Origin of the sequence: Streptomyces sp. MNU76 (genome assembly GCF_020982545.1) — a bacterium.
In the GTDB taxonomy this organism is placed as follows: Bacteria; Actinomycetota; Actinomycetes; order Streptomycetales; family Streptomycetaceae; genus Streptomyces.
Window position 1 is genome coordinate 168,241 of the sequence record NZ_JAJKLK010000024.1, and the last position, 22,041, is coordinate 190,281.

Genomic DNA, 22,041 nt, shown 5'->3' on the forward strand with positions numbered 1-22,041 from the left:
CAGGGCCTGGCCGGGCGGTCCGTCGCCTGGACGCTGTGGGAGCGGCGCAGCGCCATGACCGGGCACCTCGGCGACGACGAGGTCCGCCGTATCGCCCGCTCGGGCCTGCCGCCGCTGACCGACGCGCAGGGCCTCGCCCTCCTCGACTCCGCGCTCACCGTCGACGAACCGCTGCTGGTGGCGCTCCGGCTGGACACGGCCGCGCTGCGCGCCCGCGCCGAGAGCGAACCCGTACCCCGGCTGCTGCACGGCGTGGTCCGGCTGCCCGCCCGCCGCCAGGCCGCCCCGGCCTCCGCCACCGACGGTGACCGGGGCCCCTGGCCGAGCGGCTCGCCGCCCTGGACGCCCCCGGCCGTCGCCGCGAGCTCCTCGACCTGGTCCGGGGCAGGTCGCCGCAGTGCTCGGCCACCCGTCGCCCGAGGCCGTCGAGGCGGGCCGCGCCTTCCGGGACCTCGGCTTCGACTCGCTGGCCGCTGTCGACCTCCGCAACCGCCTCGGCAACGCCACCGGACTGCGGCTGCCCGCCACCCTCGTCTTCGACCACCCGACCCCCGAGGTCCTCGCGGCCCACCTCGGCGGCGAACTGCTCGGCGCGGACACCGGCCGCGTGCCGACCGCCGTCCCGGCCGCCGGCGGCGGGGGAGCGGCGACCGACGACGACCCGATCGCCGTCGTCGCCATGGGCTGCCGCTACCCCGGCGGCGTCCGCTCGCCGGAGGACCTGTGGCACCTGGTCTCCACCGGCACCGACGGCATCGCCGCCTTCCCGGCCGACCGCGGCTGGGACCTGGACGCCCTCTACGACCCCGACAGCGAACGCCACGGCACCTCGTACGCGCGCGAAGGCGGCTTCCTGTACGACGCGGCGGAGTTCGACGCGGGCTTCTTCGGCATCTCGCCCCGCGAGGCGCTTGCGATGGACCCGCAGCAGCGGCTCCTGCTGGAGACCTCCTGGGAGACGCTGGAGCGCGCGGGCCTCGACCCGGCGGCCCTGAAGGGCACCGCGACCGGCGTCTTCGTCGGTGTCATGCACCAGGACTACGCCGCCCGGCTCCTGCCCCACATCCCCGAGGAGGTCGAGGGCTTCCTGGGCGCCGGTAACTCGGGCAGCGTCGTCTCCGGCCGCGTCGCCTACGTCCTGGGCCTGGAGGGCCCGGCGGTGACCGTCGACACGGCGTGCTCGTCCTCGCTGGTCGCCCTGCATCTCGCGGTGCGCGCGCTGCGCTCCGGCGAGTGCGGACTCGCCCTGGCCGGTGGCGTCACCGTCATGTCCAGCCCCGAACTCTTCGTCGAGTTCAGCCGCCAGCGCGGCCTGGCCTCCGACGGCCGCTCCAAACCCTTCGCCGCGGCCGCCGACGGCGTCGGCTTCGGCGAGGGCGTGGGCATGGTGCTGCTGGAGCGGTTGTCCGACGCCCGCCGCAACGGTCACCGGGTGCTGGCCCTCGTGCGGGGCAGCGCGGTCAACCAGGACGGGGCCAGCAACGGGCTCACCGCGCCCAACGGTCCCTCGCAGCAGCGCGTGATCCGCGCCGCGCTCGCCGACGCCCGGCTCTCACCCGGTGACGTGGACGTCGTCGAGGCGCACGGCACCGGGACCCGGCTCGGGGACCCGATCGAGGCGCAGGCGGTGCTGGCCACCTACGGTCAGGACCGTGAACAGCCGCTGTGGCTGGGGTCGTTGAAGTCGAACATCGGACACACCTCGGCGGCCGCCGGCGTGGGCGGTGTCATCAAGATGGTGGAGGCGATGCGGCACGGGGTGCTGCCCCGGACGCTGCACGTGGACGCCCCGACCCCGCAGGTCGACTGGTCCGCCGGCGCGGTGGAACTGCTGACCGAGGAACGCTCCTGGCCCGCCGGCCCCGACCGGCCCCGCCGCGCCGGAGTCTCCTCCTTCGGCATGAGCGGCACCAACGCCCACCTGGTCCTGGAGCACGTCGACGAGGACGCCACGGAGCCAGCGCCTCCCGCGGAACCCGCCGTCCCCTGGGTCCTCTCCGGCCACACCCCCGAAGCACTGCGCGCCCAGGCCGAACGGCTCGCCGACCACGCCGACACCCACCCCGGGCACGGCGCCGCCGCCATCGGGCTGGCCCTCGCCACCACCCGCACCCGGCACGACCACCGGGCCGTCCTCGTCGGCGACCGCGAGCAACTGACCGCCGGACTGCGGGCCCTGGCGGCCGACGCACCCCTCGCCACCGTGGCCCGGGGCACCGCCACCGCCGTCGGGCGCACCGTGTTCGTCTTCCCCGGCCAGGGCGCCCAGTGGACCGGCATGGCACTGGACCTGCTCGACTCCTCGCCGGTCTTCGCCGCCCGCATGGCCGCCTGCGAGCGCGCCCTCGCCCCGCACGTCGACTGGTCCCTGACCGGGGTCCTGGCCTCCGCCACGGACCTGGAGCGGGTGGACGTGGTCCAGCCCGCGCTCTGGGCCGTCATGGTGTCACTGGCCGAGACCTGGCGGTCCTACGGGGTCGAACCGGACGCCGTACTCGGCCACAGCCAGGGCGAGATCGCGGCGGCGGTCGTCGCCGGGGCGCTCACCCTGGAGGACGGCGCCAAGGTCGTCGCCCTGCGCAGCAGGCTGCTGCGCGCCGTCGCCGGGAACGGCGGCATGGCCTCGGTGGCGCTGCCCGCCGACCGCACCCGCGAACTGCTGGCCGGCTGGGGCGAGAGGATCTCGGTCGCCGCCGTGAACGGCCCGCGCTCCACCGTGGTCGCGGGCGAGACCGTGGCCCTGACCGAACTCCTCGCCTCCTGCGAGAAGGACGGCGTACGCGCCCGCCGCATCGAGGTCGACTACGCGTCCCACTCCGCCGAGATGGACCCCCTGCGCGCCGAACTGCTCGACGTCCTCGCCGACATCACCCCCGCCACGGCAGGCACCCGGATGTTCTCCACCCTGGAGGCCGACTGGATCGAGGGGCCCGAACTCACCGCCGACTACTGGTTCCGCAACCTGCGGGGCACGGTCGAGTTCGAGCCCGCCGTACGGGCCCTGACCGGCGCCGGATACACCACCTTCGTCGAGTCGAGCCCGCACCCCGTGCTCGCCCCGGCCGTCCAGGAGGTCCTGGAGGACGGCGCCGTCACGGGCGTGGTCGTCGGCTCGCTGCGCCGCGACGACGGCGGCCGGGACCGGCTGCTGCTGTCGCTGGGCGAGGCCCACGTCCAGGGCGTGCCCGTCGACTGGCCTGCGGCCCTCGGCCGCACGAGTCGGCCGGTGGACCTGCCGACCTACGCCTTCCAGCGCACCCGCCACTGGCTCGACGCCCCCGTCCGCACCGGAGACGTCGCCGCCGCCGGGCTGGGCGCCACGGACCACCCGCTGCTGGGCGCCCGCGTCGATCTGGCCGACTCCGGGGAGCGGCTCCTCACCGGGCGGCTGTCGTCCAGGACGCACCCGTGGCTGGCCGACCACGTCGTCTCCGGGACGAACCTGCTGCCCGGCACCGCCTTCCTGGAACTCGCCCTGCGCGCCGCCGACGAGGCCGACAGCGCCCTCGTCGACGAACTCACCCTCCAGGCCCCGCTGATCCTCCCCGAGCGGGACGCCGTCCACGTCCAACTGCGCCTCGGCCCGCCCGACGACAGCGGCAGGCGCCCCCTCGGCCTGTACTCCCGGGCCGAGACCGACCCCGGCGCGGACTGGACACCGCACGCCACCGGCACCCTCGCCCCCGGCGACGGAGCCGACGGCCCGCCCGCGCCCGCCACCTGGCCGCCGGCCGGCACCGAGCCGGTCGACCTGGACGGCGTCTACGACCGTTTCGCCGAGGCCGGCTACCGCTACGGCCCCGCCTTCCAGGGGCTGCGCGCCGCCTGGCGCGACGGCACCGACGTCTACGCCGAGGTCGCGCTCGAACGGCAGTCGGACAGCGACGGTTACCTCGTCCACCCGGCCCTGCTGGACGGCGCCCTCCAGGCGTCCGCACTCCTCGACGACCGGCCCGGCCCCGCCCGGCTGCCCTTCTCCTGGAACGGCGTCACCGCCCACGCCACCGGGGCCGCCGCACTGCGCGTCCGGATCGGCCCGGCCGGGCCCGACGCCGTGAGCCTGGACGCCTGGGACCCGACCGGGCAGCCGGTGCTGTCCGCCGAGTCGCTGGTGCTGCGCCCGCTCTCCCCGGACCTGCTGGCGGCGGCCGTGGCGGGCCGGGACGGCCTGTACCGCCTGGACTGGACGCCGGCTCCTGGCGCCGGGGCCACCGCCCCGCTCACCGGCTGGGCGGACCTCGACGACACCGGCTCCGGCGCGCAGCCCACGGCGGTCGTCTGGACCTGCCCCACCGCCACCGGGCCCGCCGAGGCCGCCCGCGTCCGGGACAGCGCGACCGCCACCCTCGCCGTCGTCCAGCGGTGGCCGTCAGACCCCCGCTCCGGCGACGCCCCCCTCGTGGTCGTCACCCGCCACGCGGTCGCGACCGGGCCCGGCGGACACCTCGCCGACCCGGCACAGGCCGCCGCATGGGGACTGGTCCGGGCCGCCCAGACCGAACACCCGGACCGCTTCGTCCTGCTGGACCTGGACGATACCGCCGAATCGGCGGACGCCCTGCCCCGCCTGCTCGGCCTCGCCCTCGCCACACGGGAACCACAGCTCGCCGCCCGCGCGGGCAACCCGCTCGTACCCCGGCTCGCCCGGGCAGGGCGGCCCGGCACGCTGACACCGCCGGCCGGCGCAGCGGCCTGGCGGCTGGACACCACCGGAGCGGGCACCCTCGACGCCCTCGCGCTCGTACCGTCCTCCGAGGCGGATGCCCCCCTGGCCCCCGGCGAGGTCCGGGTGGCCGTCCGCGCCGCCGGCCTGAACTTCCGGGACATCGCGGTCTGCCTCGGCCTCGCCCCCGACCAGCGGATCCTCGGCAGCGAAGGGGCGGGCACCGTCCTGGAGACCGGCCCCGGCGTGAGCGACCTCGCCCCCGGCGACCGCGTGTTCGGTGTCTTCGGCGGCGCCTTCGGCCCCGTCGCGGTCGCCGACCGGCGCACCCTCGCCCCGATCCCGCCCGGCTGGTCCTACGCCCGGGCCGCCACCGTGCCCATCGCCTTCCTCACCGCCCACTACGGCCTGTTCGACCTCGGAGGCCTGAAGGCGGGGGAGACGGTCGTGGTGCACTCCGCGGCCGGCGGTGTCGGCATGGCCGCCGTCCAGCTCGCCCGGCACGCCGGGGCCGAGGTGTACGGCACCGCGAGCCCCGGCAAGTGGGACGTCCTGCGCGGCCTCGGCCTCGACGACGCCCACATCGCCTCCTCCCGCACCCTCGACTTCGCCGACCGCTTCCTCGACGCGACCGGCGGACGCGGCGCCGACGTCGTACTGGACTGCCTGGCACGGGAGTTCGTCGACGCCTCCCTGCGGCTGCTGCCGCGCGGCGGACGCTTCCTGGAGATGGGCAAGACCGACATCCGCGACGCCGACACCGTGGCCGCCGCCCACCCCGGGGTCCGCTACCGGGCGTACGACCTGGCGGAGGCGGGCCCGGAGCGGATCGCGCAGACGCTCGACCTGATCCTCGACCTGTTCCGGCAGGGCGCGCTCACCCCGCTGCCGCTCACCTGCTGGGACGTACGGCGGGCCCCCGAGGCGTTCCGGTACGTCGGCCAGGCCCGGCACACCGGCAAGAACGTGCTGCTGCCGCCCACCGCCCTCGACCCCGACGGCACCGCCCTCGTCACCGGCGGCACCGGCACCCTCGGCCGTCTGGTGGCCCGTCACCTCGTCGCCGAACACGGGATACGGCACCTGCTGCTGACCAGCCGCAGCGGCCCCGACGCCCCCGGTGCGGCCGAGCTGCGCGACGAACTGGCAGCGCTCGGCGCCGAGGTGAGCGTCGTCGCCTGCGACAGCGCCGACCGTGACCGGCTCGCCGAGGTCCTGGCCGGCGTGACCCGCCCGCTCACGGCCGTCGTGCACGCCGCCGGACTTCTCGACGACGCCGTGGTCTCCTCCCTCACCACCGAGCAGTTGGAGCGCGTCCTGCGTCCGAAGACGGACGCGGCGGTGAACCTGCACGAGCTGACCCGGGACCACGACCTCGCCGCCTTCGTCCTGTTCTCCTCCGCCGCGGCCCTGCTCGGCGGTGGCGGACAGGCCAACTACGCGGCCGCCAACGCCGCCCTGGACGCGCTCGCCGAACGCCGCCGCGCCGAGGGCCTGCCGGGCCTCTCCATCGGCTGGGGCATGTGGGAGGAACGCAGCGGCATGACGGGCCATCTCGGCGACGTGGACCTGCGGCGCATGAGCCGCAGTGGGGTCACCCCCCTGACCTCCGAGGAAGGGCTGGCCCTCTTCGACGCGGCCCTCCGCTCCGAGGACGCCTATCTGCTGGCCGCGCGACTGGACACCGCCGCGCTGCGCGCCGGCGGCGGACAGGACGTCCCGGCGCTGCTCCGCGGACTGGTCCGGGCGCCGCGCCGGCGGGCCGCCGCGGCGAACGGCGACGGCGGCGGCCGGGCCGCGGGCCTCGCCGAACGGCTCGCCGGGTTGTCCGAGGCGGACGCCCACGCCGCGCTGCTGGACCTGGTGCGTGGCCACGCGGCGGCCGTCCTCGGCCACCCCTCGCCCGAACTGGTCCAGCCCACCCGGGCGTTCAAGGAACTCGGCTTCGACTCCCTCACCGGCGTCGAGCTGCGCAACCGGCTGTCGTCCGTGACCGGCGTCCGGCTGCCGGCGGGCATGGTCTTCGACCACCCCACCCCCGACGTACTGGCCCGCCACCTCGCGGCCACCACCGGCCGGCCGGGCCCGGCCAAGGCGTCCGCGCCGCTCGCGGAGCTGGACCGGTTCGCGGAGCTGGTCGCCGGCCTCGCGCCGGACGCCCCCGACCGCGACCGGCTCTCCCAGCGGCTGCGCGAGGTGCTGGCCCGCCTCGAAGCCACCGAACCCACCGGACAGGTCACCGCGGACCACATCGAGTCCGCCACGCACGACGAGATCTTCGACCTCATCGACAACCAGCTGGGCATCTCGTGACGCCCCGGATCCACGTACAGCCGTTTCCAGGAGAAGGCGAGAACGCACAGTGAGCGACCGGACCGAGCAGAAGCTCCGCGACTACCTCAACCGCGTCACCATCGACCTCCAGCAGACCCGGCGACGGCTGCGGGACGTCGAGGAGCGCAGCCGTGAGCCCATCGCCGTCGTCGCGATGAGCTGCCACTTCCCCGGCGGGGTGCACAGTCCGGAGGACCTGTGGGAGCTGGTGGCGGACGGCCGCGACACCTACACCCAGATCCCCGCCGACCGGGGCTGGGACGCCGCCGGGCTGGCCGGCTCCGGCGTCCCCGTCACCGGGGCCTTCCTGGACGAGGCCGGTGGCTTCGACCCGGCCTTCTTCGGCATCTCCCCCCGCGAGGCGCTCGCCATGGACCCCCAGCAGCGGCTGATGCTCCAGACCTGCTGGGAGGCCGTCGAACGGGGCGGCATCGACCCCGTGTCGCTGCGCGGCAGCCGTACCGGCGTGTTCGCCGCCTCCATCGACCAGGGCTACATGTCGCTGGCCGACGGCGCGCCCGAGGGCGTCCAGGGCTTCCTGATGACCGGCAACGCGATCAGCGTCATGTCCGGGCGCGTCTCCTACGTCATGGGCCTGGAGGGGCCCTCGGTCACCGTCGACACCGCCTGCTCCGCCTCGCTGGTGGCACTGCACCTCGCGGCGCAGTCCCTGCGCAACGACGAGTGCTCGCTCGCGCTCGTCGGCGGCGTCAACGTGATGGCCCTGCCGGGCGCCTTCGTGGAGATCTCCCGCCAGGGCGGCCTCGCCGCCGACGGCCGCAGCAAGCCCTTCGCGGCGGCGGCCGACGGCACCGGCTGGGGCGAGGGCGTCGGCGTGCTGCTCGTGGAGCGCCTCTCCGACGCCCGCGCCAACGGCCACCCGGTCCTCGCGGTGCTGCGGGGCAGCGCCATCAACCAGGACGGCGCCAGCAACGGCCTGACCGCCCCCAACGGTCCCTCGCAGCAGCGTGTGATCCGCGCCGCGCTCGCCGACGCCCAGCTGACACCGGCCGACGTCGACGCCGTCGAGGCGCACGGCACCGGCACCCGGCTCGGCGACCCCATCGAGGCCGACGCCCTGCTCGCCGCCTACGGCCAGGACCGCGCCGAGGACCAGCCGCTGTGGCTCGGCTCCATCAAGTCCAACATCGGCCACACCCAGGCCGCGGCGGGCCTTGCCGGTGTCATCAAGGTCGTCATGGCGATCCGGCACGGCGTCCTGCCGCAGACCCTGCACGTGGACGCGCCCACCCCGCACGTCGACTGGAGCTCCGGCGGCGTGCGGCTGCTCACCGAACGCCGCGACTGGTCCGTCGCCGACCGCCCGCGCCGCGCGGGCGTCTCCTCGTTCGGCATGAGCGGCACCAACGCGCACGTCATCATCGAGCAGGCACCTGAGCCCGAGCAGCGGCCCGCCGACGAGCAGGCGCCCGAAGGCGGCCGGCAGAGCGCGGCCGAGTCGATACCGGGTGACGAGACACGTACCGCGCCTGACGCCGGGTCCGGTTCCGTGTCGGGCGCTGCACCCCTGCCGGCCGCCGTGCCCTGGCCGCTGTCCGGCCGCAGCCCCGAGGCGCTGCGCGACCAGGCCGCCCGGCTCGCCTCCTGGCTCGCCGACCGGCCCGGACTCCGCCCGGCCGATGTCGGCCACTCGCTCGCGACCACCCGCTCCGCCTTCGAGCACCGGGCCGTCGTCGTGGCCGACCGGCCCGAGGGCTTCCTGCGCGGGCTCGCCGCCGTCGCCGCGGGCACCAGCGCCGCCGAGACGGTCACCGGCCGCACCGGCGCGGGCGACGGCAGAACCGTCTTCGTCTTCCCCGGCCAGGGTTCCCAATGGGCCGGTATGGCCCGGGAGTTGCTGGACGAGTCACCGGTGTTCGCCGCCCGCATGGCCGCGTGCGAACAGGCCCTCGCCCCGCACCTGGACTGGTCGCTGTCGGCGGTCGTGCGCGGCGAGCCCGACGCGGCGCCGCTGGACCGCATCGACGTCGTCCAGCCGGTGCTGTTCGCCGTGATGGTCTCCCTCGCCGCCGTGTGGCGGTCGTACGGGGTCGAACCCGACGCCGTCGTGGGCCACTCCCAGGGCGAGATCGCCGCCGCGTACGTCGCCGGCGCCCTGTCGCTCGACGACGCCGCCCGCATCGTCGCCGTACGCAGCCGCGCCCAGCTGGAACTGTCCGGCACCGGCGGCATGGCCTCCGTGGCGCTGCCCGCCGACACCCTGCGGGACCGCCTGCGCGCCTGGGAGGGCCGCCTGTCGGTCGCCGCCGTCAACGGCCCGGCCTCCGCGGTCGTCTCCGGGGACCCCGAGGCCCTGGAGGAGTTCCTCCGCCAGTGCGAGGAACGCGAGGTGCGGACCCGGCGGGTCGCCGCCGACGTGGCGGGCCACTCCGCGCACATGGACCGGCTGCGCGACGGCATGCTCGACGCGCTCGCCGGCGTCCGGCCCACCGCCGCCACGATCCCGTTCTGCTCGACGGTGACCGGCGGATCCCTCGACACGACCGGCCTGGACGCCGACTACTGGTTCCGGAACATGCGGCAGACCGTCGAGTTCGACGCCGCCGTGCGCGACCTCGTCGGGCGCGGCCACAGCGTCTTCGTCGAGATCAGCCCGCACCCCGTGCTCACCGTGCCGACGCAGGACACCCTCGACGACCTCGCCGACCCCGACGCGGCGGTCCCGGCCCCGCCGACCCTGGTCACCGGTACCCTGCGCCGCGACGAGGGCGGCCTGCACCGGGTGCTCACCGCCCTCGCCCAGGTGCACGTGCACGGCGTGCCGGTGGACTGGGCGGCCGTGTTCGCCGCTCACCGGCCCGAGCGGGTCGAACTGCCGACGTACGCCTTCCAGAACCGGCGCTTCTGGCTGGAGCCGCAGACCCGTCCCGGCACCGCGCCGGAGACCGCCGACCCCGCGGAGGCCGCCTTCTGGGCCGCCGTGGAACGCGAGGACGTCGCCGCGGTCGCCGCCACGCTCGGGGTCGAGGCCGCCAGCTGGAGCGACGTCCTGCCCGCCCTCTCCGCCTGGCGCCGCGACCGCCGTGACCGGGCCGTCCTCGACGGCTGGCGCTACCACATCTCCTGGCAGCGGCTCACGGTCAAGGCCGCCGGACCGCTGCGGGGCCGCTGGCCGGTCCTCGTCCCGGACGGCCACACCGCCGACGCGGCGGTGACCCGTGCCGTCGAGGCCCTGCGCGAGCGCGGCGCCGACCCCGAACTCGTCGTCCTCGACCAGACCCACACCGACCGGTCCCGGCTCACCGACCACCTGCGCGAGCTGCTGGCCACCGGGCCCCACGCGGAGACCGCCCCCGCCGGAGTGCTGTCCCTGCTGGCCCTCGACGAGCGGCCGCACGAGGGCCTGCCCGCGCTGCCCGTCGGCCTGGCGCTCACCACCGCCCTCGTCCAGGCACTGGACGACCTCGGGGTCCGGACCACGGTGTGGTGCGTCACCTCGGGCGCCGTCCCGGTGCACGCGTCCGAGCCGGTGCCCCACCCGGTCCAGGCCCTCGTCTGGGGCTTCGGCCGCACGGCGGCGCTGGAGCACCCGAGCCTGTGGGGCGGTCTGATCGACCTGCCCGAGCAGTGCGACGAACGCGCCGGACACCTGCTCGCCGACCTGCTGGCCGGGGCCGGCGACGAGGACCAGCTCGCCGTACGGTCCTCCGGGGCGCACGCCCGCCGACTGGTCCGCGCCACCGCCTCCACCCCCGCGCCCTCGGCTCCCTGGCGGCCCTCCGGCACGGTCCTCGTCACCGGCGGCACGGGCGGGCTCGGCGCGCACGCCGCCCGCTGGCTCGCCCGAGGCGGCGCCGACCACCTGGTCCTCGTCAGCCGCCGGGGCGCAGACGCCCCCGGCGCCGACGAGTTGGCGGCCGAACTCACCGCCCTGGGCACCGGGGTGACCCTGGCCGCCTGCGACATCACCGACCGCGAGGCGCTCGCCGCGCTCGTCGACCGGGTCGCCGCCGAGGGCCACCCCGTCCGCGCCGTCCTGCACACCGCCGCGGCCGCCCAGCTGTTCCCCGTACGCGACGAGAACCCGGCGAGCATGGCCGCCACCCTGGCCGCCAAGGTCCAGGGCGCCGCCAACCTCGACGCCGTCCTCGCCGACACCGACCTCGACGCGTTCGTCCTGTACTCCTCCGTCTCCGGTGTGTGGGGCAGCGCGGACCACGCCGCCTACGCGGCGGGCAACGCCTACCTCGACGCCCTCGCCGCCCACCGACGGGGCCGGGGCCTCGCCGCCACCTCCGTCGTCTGGGGCATCTGGAGTGCCGAGGGCGGCGGCCTCGCCACCAGCGACCTCGAACGCGCCCTCCTCGAACGCGGCATCCCCTTCATGGACCCGCGGCTGGCCGTCGGCGGGCTCCAGCGCGTCCTGGACGACGACGAGACCGTCGTCGTGGTCGCCGACGTCGACTGGGCCCGCTTCGTGCCCGTCTTCACCTCCGTACGGCCCAGCCCCCTCATCGCCGACCTCCCCGACGTCCGCGCCCTGGCCACCGCCGAGGACCGGACCGACCCCGACCCGGACGACGCCGACGGCGCCTCCGCGCTGCGCCGCACCCTCGCCGGACTGGCCGAACCGGAGGTCCGCCGGACCCTGCTGGAACTCGTCCGCACCAACGCCGCCGCGGTCCTCGGCCACGACTCCGCCGACGCCGTCCTGCCCGACCGGGCCTTCCGTGAACTGGGCTTCGACTCACTGATCGCCGTCGAACTGCGCAACCGGCTCAACCAGGTCACCGGCCTGCGGCTGCGCGCCACCGTCGTCTTCGACTACTCCTGCGCCGCGCTCCTCGCCGAGCACCTGCGCAACGAGCTCCTCGGCGACACCGCCCCGGCCGCGGCCACGGCGGCCGTCGTCCCCGTCGCGGACCCCGACGAGCCCATCGCCATCGTCGCGATGAGCTGCCGCTTCCCCGGGGGCATCGACACCCCCGAGCGGCTGTGGCAACTGCTCGTCGACGGCGGCGAGGTGCTCTCCGGCATGCCCGCCGACCGCGGCTGGCCCCTGGACCGCCTCTACCACCCCGACCCCGACCACCCGGGCACCTCCTACGTCCGCGAGGGCAGCTTCCTGCACGACGCGGGCGACTTCGACCCGGCCTTCTTCGGTATCTCGCCGCGCGAGGCCGTCGCCATGGACCCGCAGCAGCGGCTGCTCCTGGAGACCTCCTGGGAGGCGTTCGAACGGGCGGGCATCGACCCGGCGTCCCTGCGCACCACCCCGACCGGTGTCTTCGCCGGCGTCAACTACCAGGACTACACCTCGCTCGCCGGCTCCTCGCCGGAGGGCGGCGAAGGACATCTGGTCGCGGGCGGAGCCGCCAGCGTGGTCTCCGGGCGCGTCGCCTACACCCTCGGTCTGGAGGGCCCGGCGGTCACCGTCGACACCGCCTGCTCCTCCTCGCTGGTGGCGACGCACCTCGCGGCGCAGGCGCTGCGCGGCGGCGACTGCTCGCTCGCCCTCGCCGGCGGTGTCGCCGTGATGGCCACCCCGGGCGTCTTCGTCGGCTTCTCCCGGCAGCGCGGCCTCGCCGCCGACGGCCGCTGCAAGGCGTTCGGCGCCTCCGCGGACGGCATGGGCCTCGCCGAAGGCGTCGGCGTGGTGCTCCTGGAGCGGCTCTCGGACGCCCGCCGCAACGGTCACCCGGTGCTCGCCGTGCTGCGCGGCAGCGCCGTCAACCAGGACGGCGCCAGCAACGGCCTGTCCGCCCCCAACGGCCTCGCCCAGCAGCGGGTCATCCGCCAGGCCCTCACCAACGCCGGGCTGACCGCGGCCGACGTCGACGTCGTCGAGGCGCACGGCACGGGCACCACCCTCGGTGACCCCATCGAGGCGGACGCCCTCCTCGCCACCTACGGGCAGGACCGTCCGCACGGCCGCCCGCTCCGGCTCGGCGCACTCAAGTCCAACATCGGCCACACCCAGGCCGCCTCCGGAGTCGCCGGAATGATCAAGACCGTGCTCTCGCTGCGGCACGGCGTCCTCCCGCGCACCCTGCACGCCGACGAGCCCTCCCCGCACGTCGACTGGGCCTCCGGCGAGGTGGAGCTGCTCACCGAGGCACGCGACTGGCCCGACACCGGCGCACCCCGCCGCGCGGGCATCTCCTCCTTCGGCTTCAGCGGCACCAACGTCCACGCCATCCTCGAACAGGCACCGCCCGCCTCCGACGTGGACGCAGAGGCAGACGCAGACGCAGGCGCCGGACCGGAGCAGCGGCACGCGCCCACCGCGCCGGTCGTGCCCTGGGTGCTGTCCGCGAGGTCGCCGCGGGCCCTGGCCCACCAGGCCCAGCGGCTGCGCAGCCACCTCGCAGGCGGCGGCGCCCCCGACCCGCTGGACACCGGCTACTCCCTGGCGACAGGCCGTACCCCCTTCGAACACCGCGCGGTGCTCCTCGGTACCGGCGGCGACGCCCCGTTGGCCGCCCTCGACGGGCTGGCCGGCGGCGAGGACACCCCGGGGCTGATCCGCGGCGTGGCCGACACCGACGGCCGCCGGGTGTTCGTCTTCCCGGGCCAGGGCGCGCAGTGGGCCGGGATGGCGGTGGAACTGCTGGACACCTCCCCGGTGTTCGCCGCCTCCATGGCCGCCTGCGAGCAGGCACTGACGCCGTACGTCGACTGGTCGCTCGACGCCGTGCTGCGCGGCGCCCCGGACACGCCACCCTTCGAACGGGTCGACGTGGTCCAGCCCGCACTGTGGGCCGTGATGGTCTCGCTGGCCGCGCAGTGGCGCTCCTGGGGCGTCGAGCCCGACGCCGTCCTTGGCCACAGCCAGGGCGAGATCGCCGCCGCCGTGGTCGCCGGGGCCCTCTCCCTGGACGACGGCGCCAAGGTCGTCGCCCTGCGCAGCCGTGCCATCCTCGCCCTCGCCGGGCACGGCGGCATGGTCTCCGTGGCCGTCCCGCGCGAGCGCGCCGTGGAACTCGTCGCCCGGTGGTCAGGGCGGCTCTCCCTCGCCGCCGTCAACGGACCGTCCGCCGTCGTCGTCTCCGGTGACACGGAGGCCCTGACCGAGCTGATCGCCGTCTGCGAGGAGGACGGCGTACGGGCCCGCACGATCGCGGTGGACTACGCCTCCCACTCCGCGCACGTCGAGCGCATCCGCGCGGAGGTGCTCGACGCACTGGACGGCATCACGCCCCTGGCGGGCCGGGTGCCGCTCTACTCCACCCTCACCGGCGACTGGCTCGACACGACGGAGATGGACGCCGGGTACTGGTACCGGAACCTGCGCGAGACCGTCGAGTTCGACGGTGCCGTGCGCGCCCTCGCCGACCAGCGCCACCAGGTCTTCGTCGAGGTCTCGCCGCACCCGGTGCTCACGACGTCCGTGCAGGAGACCGTCGAGTCCGCCACAGCCGCAGAGTCCGCCGAGGCCCCGCGGACCGTGGTGACCGGCACGCTGCGCCGTGACGAGGGCGGCCTCGCCCGCGCGCTCACCTCGGCCGCCGAACTGTGGGTGCGCGGCGTCCCGGTGCTGTGGCCGGTCCTCTTCGAAGGCACCGGCGCCCGCCGCACAGACCTGCCCACATACCCCTTCGAACACCGGCGCTACTGGCTCCAGTCCGACGGGCCGGCCGCCCCGTCGGGCACGACGGACGAGGCGGACGCGATGGACGCCGTGGACTCGGCGTTCTGGCGGCTCGTCGAGCGCGGTGACGCCGCCGAGGCCGCCGGTGACCTGGCGGTGGACGCCGAGACGCTCGGCACGGTGCTGCCCGCCCTGAACGCCTGGCGCCGCAGGCAGCGCGAGGGCGCCGCCGTCGACACCTGGCGCTACCGCGTCGACTGGCAGCCGGTCCCCGACCCGCCCGCCGCGCCCCTGTCCGGCACCTGGCTCGTGGTCCTGCCCGAAGGGCACGACGACGCACCGGGCGCCCCGCTCGCGCGGGACTCCGTGACGGCCCTCACCGAAGCCGGGGCCGACGTCGTGACCGTGCGGCTCACCGACGCGGACGCCGACCGCGCCACGCTGGGGGAGCGGCTCACCACCGCCCTGGACGGCCGCACCCCGCACGGCATCCTGTCGCTGCTGGCGATCGCCGGACGACCGCACCCCGACCACCCCGCCGTCTCCGCCGGTTCGGCCCTCACCCTCGTCCTCGTCCAGGCGCTCGGCGACCTCGGCGTCGAAGCCCCGCTGTGGTGCGCCACCCACGGCGCCGTCTCCACCGGCGACAGCGACCCGCTCACCGCCCCCGACCAGGCACTGATCTGGGGCACCGGCATGGTCGCCGCGCTGGAGCACCCCACCCGCTGGGGCGGTCTGGTCGACCTGCCGCCGACCCTCAACTCCCTGTCCCGCGAGCGGCTCCGCGCGGTCCTCGCCGGTGCCACCGGTGAGGACCAGCTCGCCGTCCGCTCCGTCGGACTGCTCGGCCGACGCCTGGTCCGCGCCCCCGCCCGCCCGGCACCCGGCCCGCGTGGAAGCCCCGGGGCACCGTCCTCGTCACCGGCGGCACGGGCGCCCTCGGCCCCCACCTCGCGCGCTGGCTCGCCCGCGGCGGCGCCGAGCACCTCGTCCTTCCCGGGCGGCGCGGCGCCGACGTCCCCGGCGCCGACGAACTGCGGGCCGAACTCGCCGAACTGGGCACCCGGCTGTCCCTGCCCGCCTGCGACGTCGCCGACCGCGCCCAGGTCGCCCGCCTGCTGACCGGGCTGGAGGAACAGGGCACCCCCGTCACCGCCGTGTTCCACGCCGCCGCCTACATCCAGTTGGCCTCCCTGGACGACACCCCGCTCGACGCCTTCGCCGAGGTCGTCGCCGCCAAGGCGGAGGGGGCCCGGCACCTGGACGAACTGCTCGACCGCGAACTCGACGCGTTCGTGCTGTTCTCCTCCGTCGCAGGCGTCTGGGGCAGCAGCAACCACGCCGCCTACACCGCCGGCAACGCCTACCTCGACGCCCTCGCCGAACACCGCAGGGCCCGGGGCCTGAGCGCCACCACCGTCGACTGGGGCGTCTGGTCGGCCGCCAACCCCTGGGCCGTCCGCGAGACCGTCGACGAGTCCGACTTCTACCGGGTGCAGAAGCAGGGCCTGCCGCTCATCGAGCCCGACCTCGCGCTCGCCGGACTCCAGCAGGCACTCGACGACGACGAGACGGTCATCGCCCTCGCCGACGTCGACTGGGAACAGTTCGCCGCGGTCTTCGGCTCCGTACGCCCCAGCCGTCTGCTCACCGGCGTACCGGAGGCCAGGCGCCAGCTGGAGGAGGCCGCGACTCCCGGCGCGAGTGCCGCCACACCGGCCGCCGACGTGCTGCGCGAGCGCCTGACCGGGCTGGCCGGGGCCGAGCAGCGCCGCGTCACCCTGGACCTCGTCCGCACCCACGCCGCGGCCGTCCTCGGTCATGACTCGCCGGAGGAGCTGCGGCCGGGCAGGGCGTTCCAGGAACTCGGCTTCGATTCGCTGACCGCCGTCGAACTGCGCAACCGGCTCCGCACCGCCACCGGCCTCCCGCTGCCCGCCACCCTCGTCTTCGACTACCCGTCCGCGGCCGTGCTCGCCGAGCACATCCGCGCCGAGGTGCTCGGCGAGCACCGGACGCCCGCCACACGCGAGCCCGCGCCCGCCGGCACCGCGGCGGCCGACGAGCCGATCGCGATCGTCGCGATGAGCTGCCGCTTCCCCGGCGGGGTGCAGACCCCCGAACAGCTGTGGCGGCTGCTGGAGGAGGGCGGCGACGTCGTCTCGGAGTTCCCGACCGACCGCGGCTGGCCGCTGGAGTCCATGTTCGACCCCGACCCGGACCAGCCCGGCACCAGCTATGTGCGGCACGGCGGATTCCTCTACGACGCCGGTGACTTCGACGCCGACTTCTTCGGCATCTCGCCGCGCGAGGCGGTCGCGATGGACCCGCAGCAGCGACTGCTCCTTGAGACCTCCTGGGAGACCTTCGAACGCGCCGGTCTCGACCCGGACCGCCTGCGCGGCACCGACACCGGCGTCTTCACCGGCGTCAACTACCAGGACTACGGCGCCTCCGTGGCCCAGACCCAGGAGAACGAGGGCCACCTCCTCACCGGCAGCGCGGCCAGCGTGATCTCCGGCCGGATCTCCTACACCCTCGGCCTGGAGGGCCCCGCCGTCACCGTCGACACCGCCTGCTCCGCCTCCCTCGTCGCGGTGCACCTGGCCGCCCAGGCGCTGCGCGCCGGGGACTGCTCACTCGCCCTGGCCGGCGGTGTCGCGGTGATGTCCAGCCCGGGCGCCATCATCAGCTTCGCCCGCCAGCGCGGCCTCGCCGCCGACGGCCGCTGCAAGGCGTTCTCCGACGCCGCCGACGGCATGGGCATGGCCGAGGGCGTCGGCGTGATCCTCCTCGAACGGCTCTCCGAGGCACAGCGGCACGGGCACCCCGTGCTGGCCGTCCTGCGCGGCAGCGCCATCAACCAGGACGGCGCCAGCAACGGCCTGACCGCCCCCAACGGCCCCTCCCAGCAGCGGGTCATCCGCGCCGCCCTCGCCAACGCCCGGCTCTCGGCGGCCGACATCGACGTCGTCGAGACCCACGGCACCGGCACCACGCTCGGCGACCCCATCGAGGCCCAGGCCCTGCTCGCCACGTACGGCCAGGAACGCTCCGACGGGCGCCCCTTGTTGATCGGCTCCCTGAAGTCCAACATCGGCCACACCCAGGCTGCCGCGGGCGTCGCCGGTGTGATCAAGACCGTCCTGGCGCTCCGGTACGGGCAGGTGCCGCGCACCCTGCACGTCGACCGGCCCTCGACCCAGGTCGACTGGACGGCCGGTGCCGTGGAGGTGGCCACCGACACGACCCCGTGGCCGGCGACGGGCCGCCCGCGCCGTGCCGGGATCTCCGCGTTCGGCATGAGCGGCACCAACGTGCACGCGATCGTGGAGCAGGCTCCCGAGGAGGCTCCTGAGCAGAGCCCGCAGGAGACACCCGACGAGGCGCCGGCCCGGAACGTCGCCTGGCCGCTCTCCGCCAAGTCCCCGGACGCCCTGCGCGGCCAGGCCGAGCGGCTGACCGCCCACCTGGCCGACACGCCGGGCCTCCCGCCCGCCGGCATCGGCCGGGCCCTGACCACCCGCACGGCGTTCGAACACCGCGCCGTACTGGTCGGCGACACCACCCGGCTGCCCGCCGCGCTGACCGCCCTCGCCGACGACGGCACCGCCCCCGACCTGGTCCGCGGCGTCGCCGGCACCGTGGGCCGCACGGTCTTCGTCTTCCCCGGCCAGGGTTCCCAATGGGCCGGTATGGCAAGGGAGTTGCTGGACGAGTCGCCGGTGTTCGCGGCCCGGATGGAGGAGTGCGAACGGGCACTGGCACCCTTCGTCGACTGGTCGCTGCTCGACGCCGTGCGCTCGGGCAGTGCCTGGGACCAGGTGGACGTCGTCCAGCCCGCGCTGTTCGCGGTGATGGTGTCGCTGGCCGAGGTCTGGCGGTCGTTCGGTGTCGTACCGGACGCCGTCGTCGGCCACTCCCAGGGCGAGATCGCCGCCGCCGTCGTGGCGGGCGCGCTGTCCCTGGAGGACGGCGCCCAGGTGGTCGCCCTGCGCAGCAAGACCCTCGACGCGCTGGCCGGTCGCGGCGGCATGGCCTCCCTGTCCCTCCCCGCCGACCGGGCCGAGGCCGCCCTCGCCCCCTGGGCCGGCGCCCTGTCGGTCGCCGCGCTGAACGGCCCCGCCACCACCGTGGTCGCGGGCGACTCCCAGGCCCTGGCGGCCCTGCTCGCGCAGTGCGAGGCCCAGGGCGTACGGGCCCGGCGCATCGACGTCGACTACGCCTCGCACTCCGAGCACGTCGAGGAGATCCACGGCATCCTCATGGACGCCCTGGCGGGCATCAAGCCGCTGCCGAGCGAGGTCCCGCTGTACTCCACGGTGGACGGCGGCTGGCTCGACACCACCGGCATGCACGCCGGTTACTGGTATCGCAACCTGCGGCAGACCGTCGGCTTCGACCCCGCCGTCCGCGTCCTGGCCGCCGAGGGATTCACCTCCTTCGTCGAGGTCAGCCCGCACCCCGTGCTCACCATGGCCATCGAGGAGACCACCGAGACCGCCGGACGCGAGGCCGTCGTCCTCGGCACCCTGCGCCGCGACGAGGGAGGCCTGCGACGCGTCCTGCTGTCGGCGGCCGAACTGTGGGTGCGCGGAGGCGCGGTCGACTGGACCGCCGCGTTCCCCGGCGAGAGCACGGCCGAGCTGCCGACGTACGCCTTCCAGCGGCGCCGCTACTGGATCCAGCCGCCCGCGGCGACGCCCCGCGGGCCCGGTGCCACCGGGCACCCGCTGCTCGGCACGGCCGTCGAGGTCGCCGACACCGGGGACCTCGTGCTCAGCGGCAGCCTGTCGACACGCACCCACCCCTGGCTCGCGGACCACGCGGTCTCCGGCGTGGTCCTGCTGCCCGGTACCGGTTTCGTGGAACTGGCCGTACGCGCCGGCGACGAGGCGGACTGCCCCCGGGTCGAGGAACTGACACTCCAGGCACCGCTGGTGTTCGACCGGGACGCCGCCGTCCAGATCCAGGTGCGGGTCGGCGCGCCCGACGACTCCGGGCGGCGCACCTTCGGCGTGTTCTCCCGGGCCGAGGACGGCGCCGGCACTCCGTGGACCGGGCACGCCACCGGTGTCCTCGCCCCGGCCGGGTCCACCGATGGGGCGGCCCACCCGTACGGCGCGGCATGGCCGCCGGCCGGGGCGGAACCCGTGTCCGTCGACGGCCTCTACGAGCGGTTCGCGGACGCCGGCTACGGATACGGCCCCGCCTTCCACGGCCTGCGCGCCGCCTGGCGCCTCGGCCAGGACGTCTACGTGGAGGTCCGGCTGCCGGAGGACCAGCACACGGGGGCCGCCGGCTTCGGGCTGCACCCCGCGCTGCTGGACGCGGCCCTGCACGGTCTGTGGCTGGCCGCACCGGACGGAGCCGACCAGAACGACGTGCCCGGCACCGCCAGGCTGCCCTTCTCCTGGGAAGGTGTCCGCCTGCACGCCTCCGGCGCGACCGAACTGCGCGTGCGGCTGAGCTACGACGACACCGGTTCGGTGGCGCTGTCCGCCGCCGACCCGGCCGGCCGGCCGGTCGCCGACGTCGAGGCGCTCGCCATCCGGCCCATCGCCGTCGACGCCCTGCGCGGCGCCGCGGCGCAGGGACGCGACTCGCTGTTCACCCTGGGCTGGACCGCCCTGTCCGCCACCACCGAGCCGCCCGTCGGCCGGTGGGTCGCCCTCGGCACCGGGCAACTGCTGCCCGAGACCCACGAGAACCTCGACGCGCTCACCGCCGCCGTGGACGGGGGCGCCGCCGTGCCCGACGTGGTCGTCACGCTCTGCCCGCCCGGCGGGAACAGCGCGGACGCGGCCCGTACCGCGCTCGCCGGCACTCTGCGCCTGCTGCAGACCTGGCTGGCCGACGACCGCTGGGCCGACACCCGCCTGGTCCTCGTCACCCGGGGCGGTGTCGCCACCGCACGCGGCGAGGACATCGGCGACCTGGCGGCCGCCGCCGTGTGGGGGCTCGTGCGCTCCGCGCAGTCCGAACACCCCGACCGGTTCGTCCTCGTCGACGCCGAGGACCCGGCCGAGGCGCTCAAGGCCCTGCCCGCCGCGCTGTCCGCGACGGAACCCCAGCTCGCGGTACGCGACGGACGGACCCTGGCACCTCGCCTGACCAGGACCCCGCCGCCGGATGCCGAGGCCGCGGCCGGCAAGCCGTGGGACCCCGAGGGCACGGTGCTCGTCACGGGCGCCTTCGGTGTCCTCGGCGGCCTGGTCGCCCGTCACCTGGTCACCGAGCACGGGGTACGCCACCTGCTGCTGACCGGGCGGCGCGGCGCCGACACCCCCGAGGCGACCGCCCTGGTCGACGAACTCACTGACCTGGGCGCCCGGGTGGAGACCGCCGCCTGCGACACGGCCGACCGAGACGCCCTGGCCGGGCTCCTCGCGGGTGTCCCCGACACCCACCCGCTCACCGCCGTGGTCCACTCGGCCGGCGTCCTCGACGACGGGGTCATCGGCTCACTCACCCCCGAGCGCCTCGACCGCGTCCTGCGCCCCAAGGCGGACGCCGCGCTCCACCTGCACGAGCTGACCCGCGACCTGCCGCTGGCCGCGTTCGTGCTCTTCTCGTCCGCCTCCGGCACCGTCGGCAGCTCCGGGCAGGGCAACTACGCGGCGGCCAACGCCTTCCTGGACGCGCTCGCCCAGCACCGTCGCGCCCAGGGCCTGCCCGCACAGTCGATCGCCTGGGGCATGTGGGCGGAGAGGTCAGCGCTGACCGGCACCCTCGACGAGGTCGACCTGCGGCGCATCGCCCGGGGCGGCGTGGGGGCACTCACCTCCGACGAGGGCCTCGCCCTGTTCGACACCGCGCTCGAACGGGACGACGCCGTCCTGGTCCCGGTCCGGCTCGACCTGGCCCGGCTGCGCGCCAGGGCGGGCACCGGCGCCGTACCCGCCCTCTTCCGCGTCCTGGTACGCGACGCCGCCCGCCGCACGGCCGCCACCGGCGGCGCCGTCGACGGGGCGGACGCCCTGCGCGGGCGGCTCGCGGGCCTGGCCGCCGACGACGCCCGCGCTGTCCTCGCCGACCTGGTGTGCGCGCACGCCGCCGACGTGCTCGGGCACGCCGGAGCCTCGGCCGTCGACCCCGAACGCGCCTTCCGGCAGCTCGGCTTCGACTCGCTGACCGCGGTGGAACTGCGCAACCGCCTCAACGCTGCGACCGGACTGCGGCTCCCCGCCACCCTGGTGTTCGACTACCCGAGCCCGGCGGCCGTCGCCGGGTACTGCGCCGACCGTCTCGCCCCGGCCGGCCCCCCGCGGGCCGCGGCGCCGGCCCCGGCCGACGACGAGATCACCCGCGCGCTGTCCACGATCCCGCTGGACAAACTGCGCGACTCCGGCCTGCTGGAGGCACTGCTGCGCCTGGCCGGACCGGACCGGGACGGCGGCACACCGGAGCCGTCCGAACGGACGGCCGACATCCAGGAGATGGACGTGGACGGCCTCGTACGGCTGGCACTGGGGAGCGAGAGTGCCTGACC

The 22,041-nt window shown here is 75.9% G+C and carries 2 protein-coding genes and 2 pseudogenes; all 4 read left to right on the forward strand.

The features are described from left to right. Positions 1-397: 397 nt before the first annotated feature. The 4 genes and pseudogenes from E4N62_RS49865 (at position 398) to E4N62_RS48965 (ending at position 22,039) form a co-directional block, all read left to right on the forward strand. A complete protein-coding gene (locus E4N62_RS49865; RefSeq protein WP_374117179.1) occupies positions 398-6,976 on the forward strand; it encodes an SDR family NAD(P)-dependent oxidoreductase in 6,579 nt (2,192 codons plus the stop codon). Positions 6,977-7,040: 64 nt separating this feature from the next. After that, positions 7,041-15,374, forward strand: a pseudogene (locus E4N62_RS48960) (type I polyketide synthase); the annotation flags it as partial. Between the two features lie 140 nt (positions 15,375-15,514). Continuing rightward, a pseudogene (locus E4N62_RS49870) lies at positions 15,515-15,928 on the forward strand (SDR family oxidoreductase); the annotation flags it as partial. A gap of 114 nt (positions 15,929-16,042) precedes the next feature. Further along, on the forward strand, positions 16,043-22,039 hold the full coding sequence (locus E4N62_RS48965) for an SDR family NAD(P)-dependent oxidoreductase (RefSeq protein ID WP_374117199.1): 5,997 nt from the start codon (positions 16,043-16,045) through the stop codon (positions 22,037-22,039). The last annotated feature ends 2 nt before the right edge of the window (positions 22,040-22,041 follow it).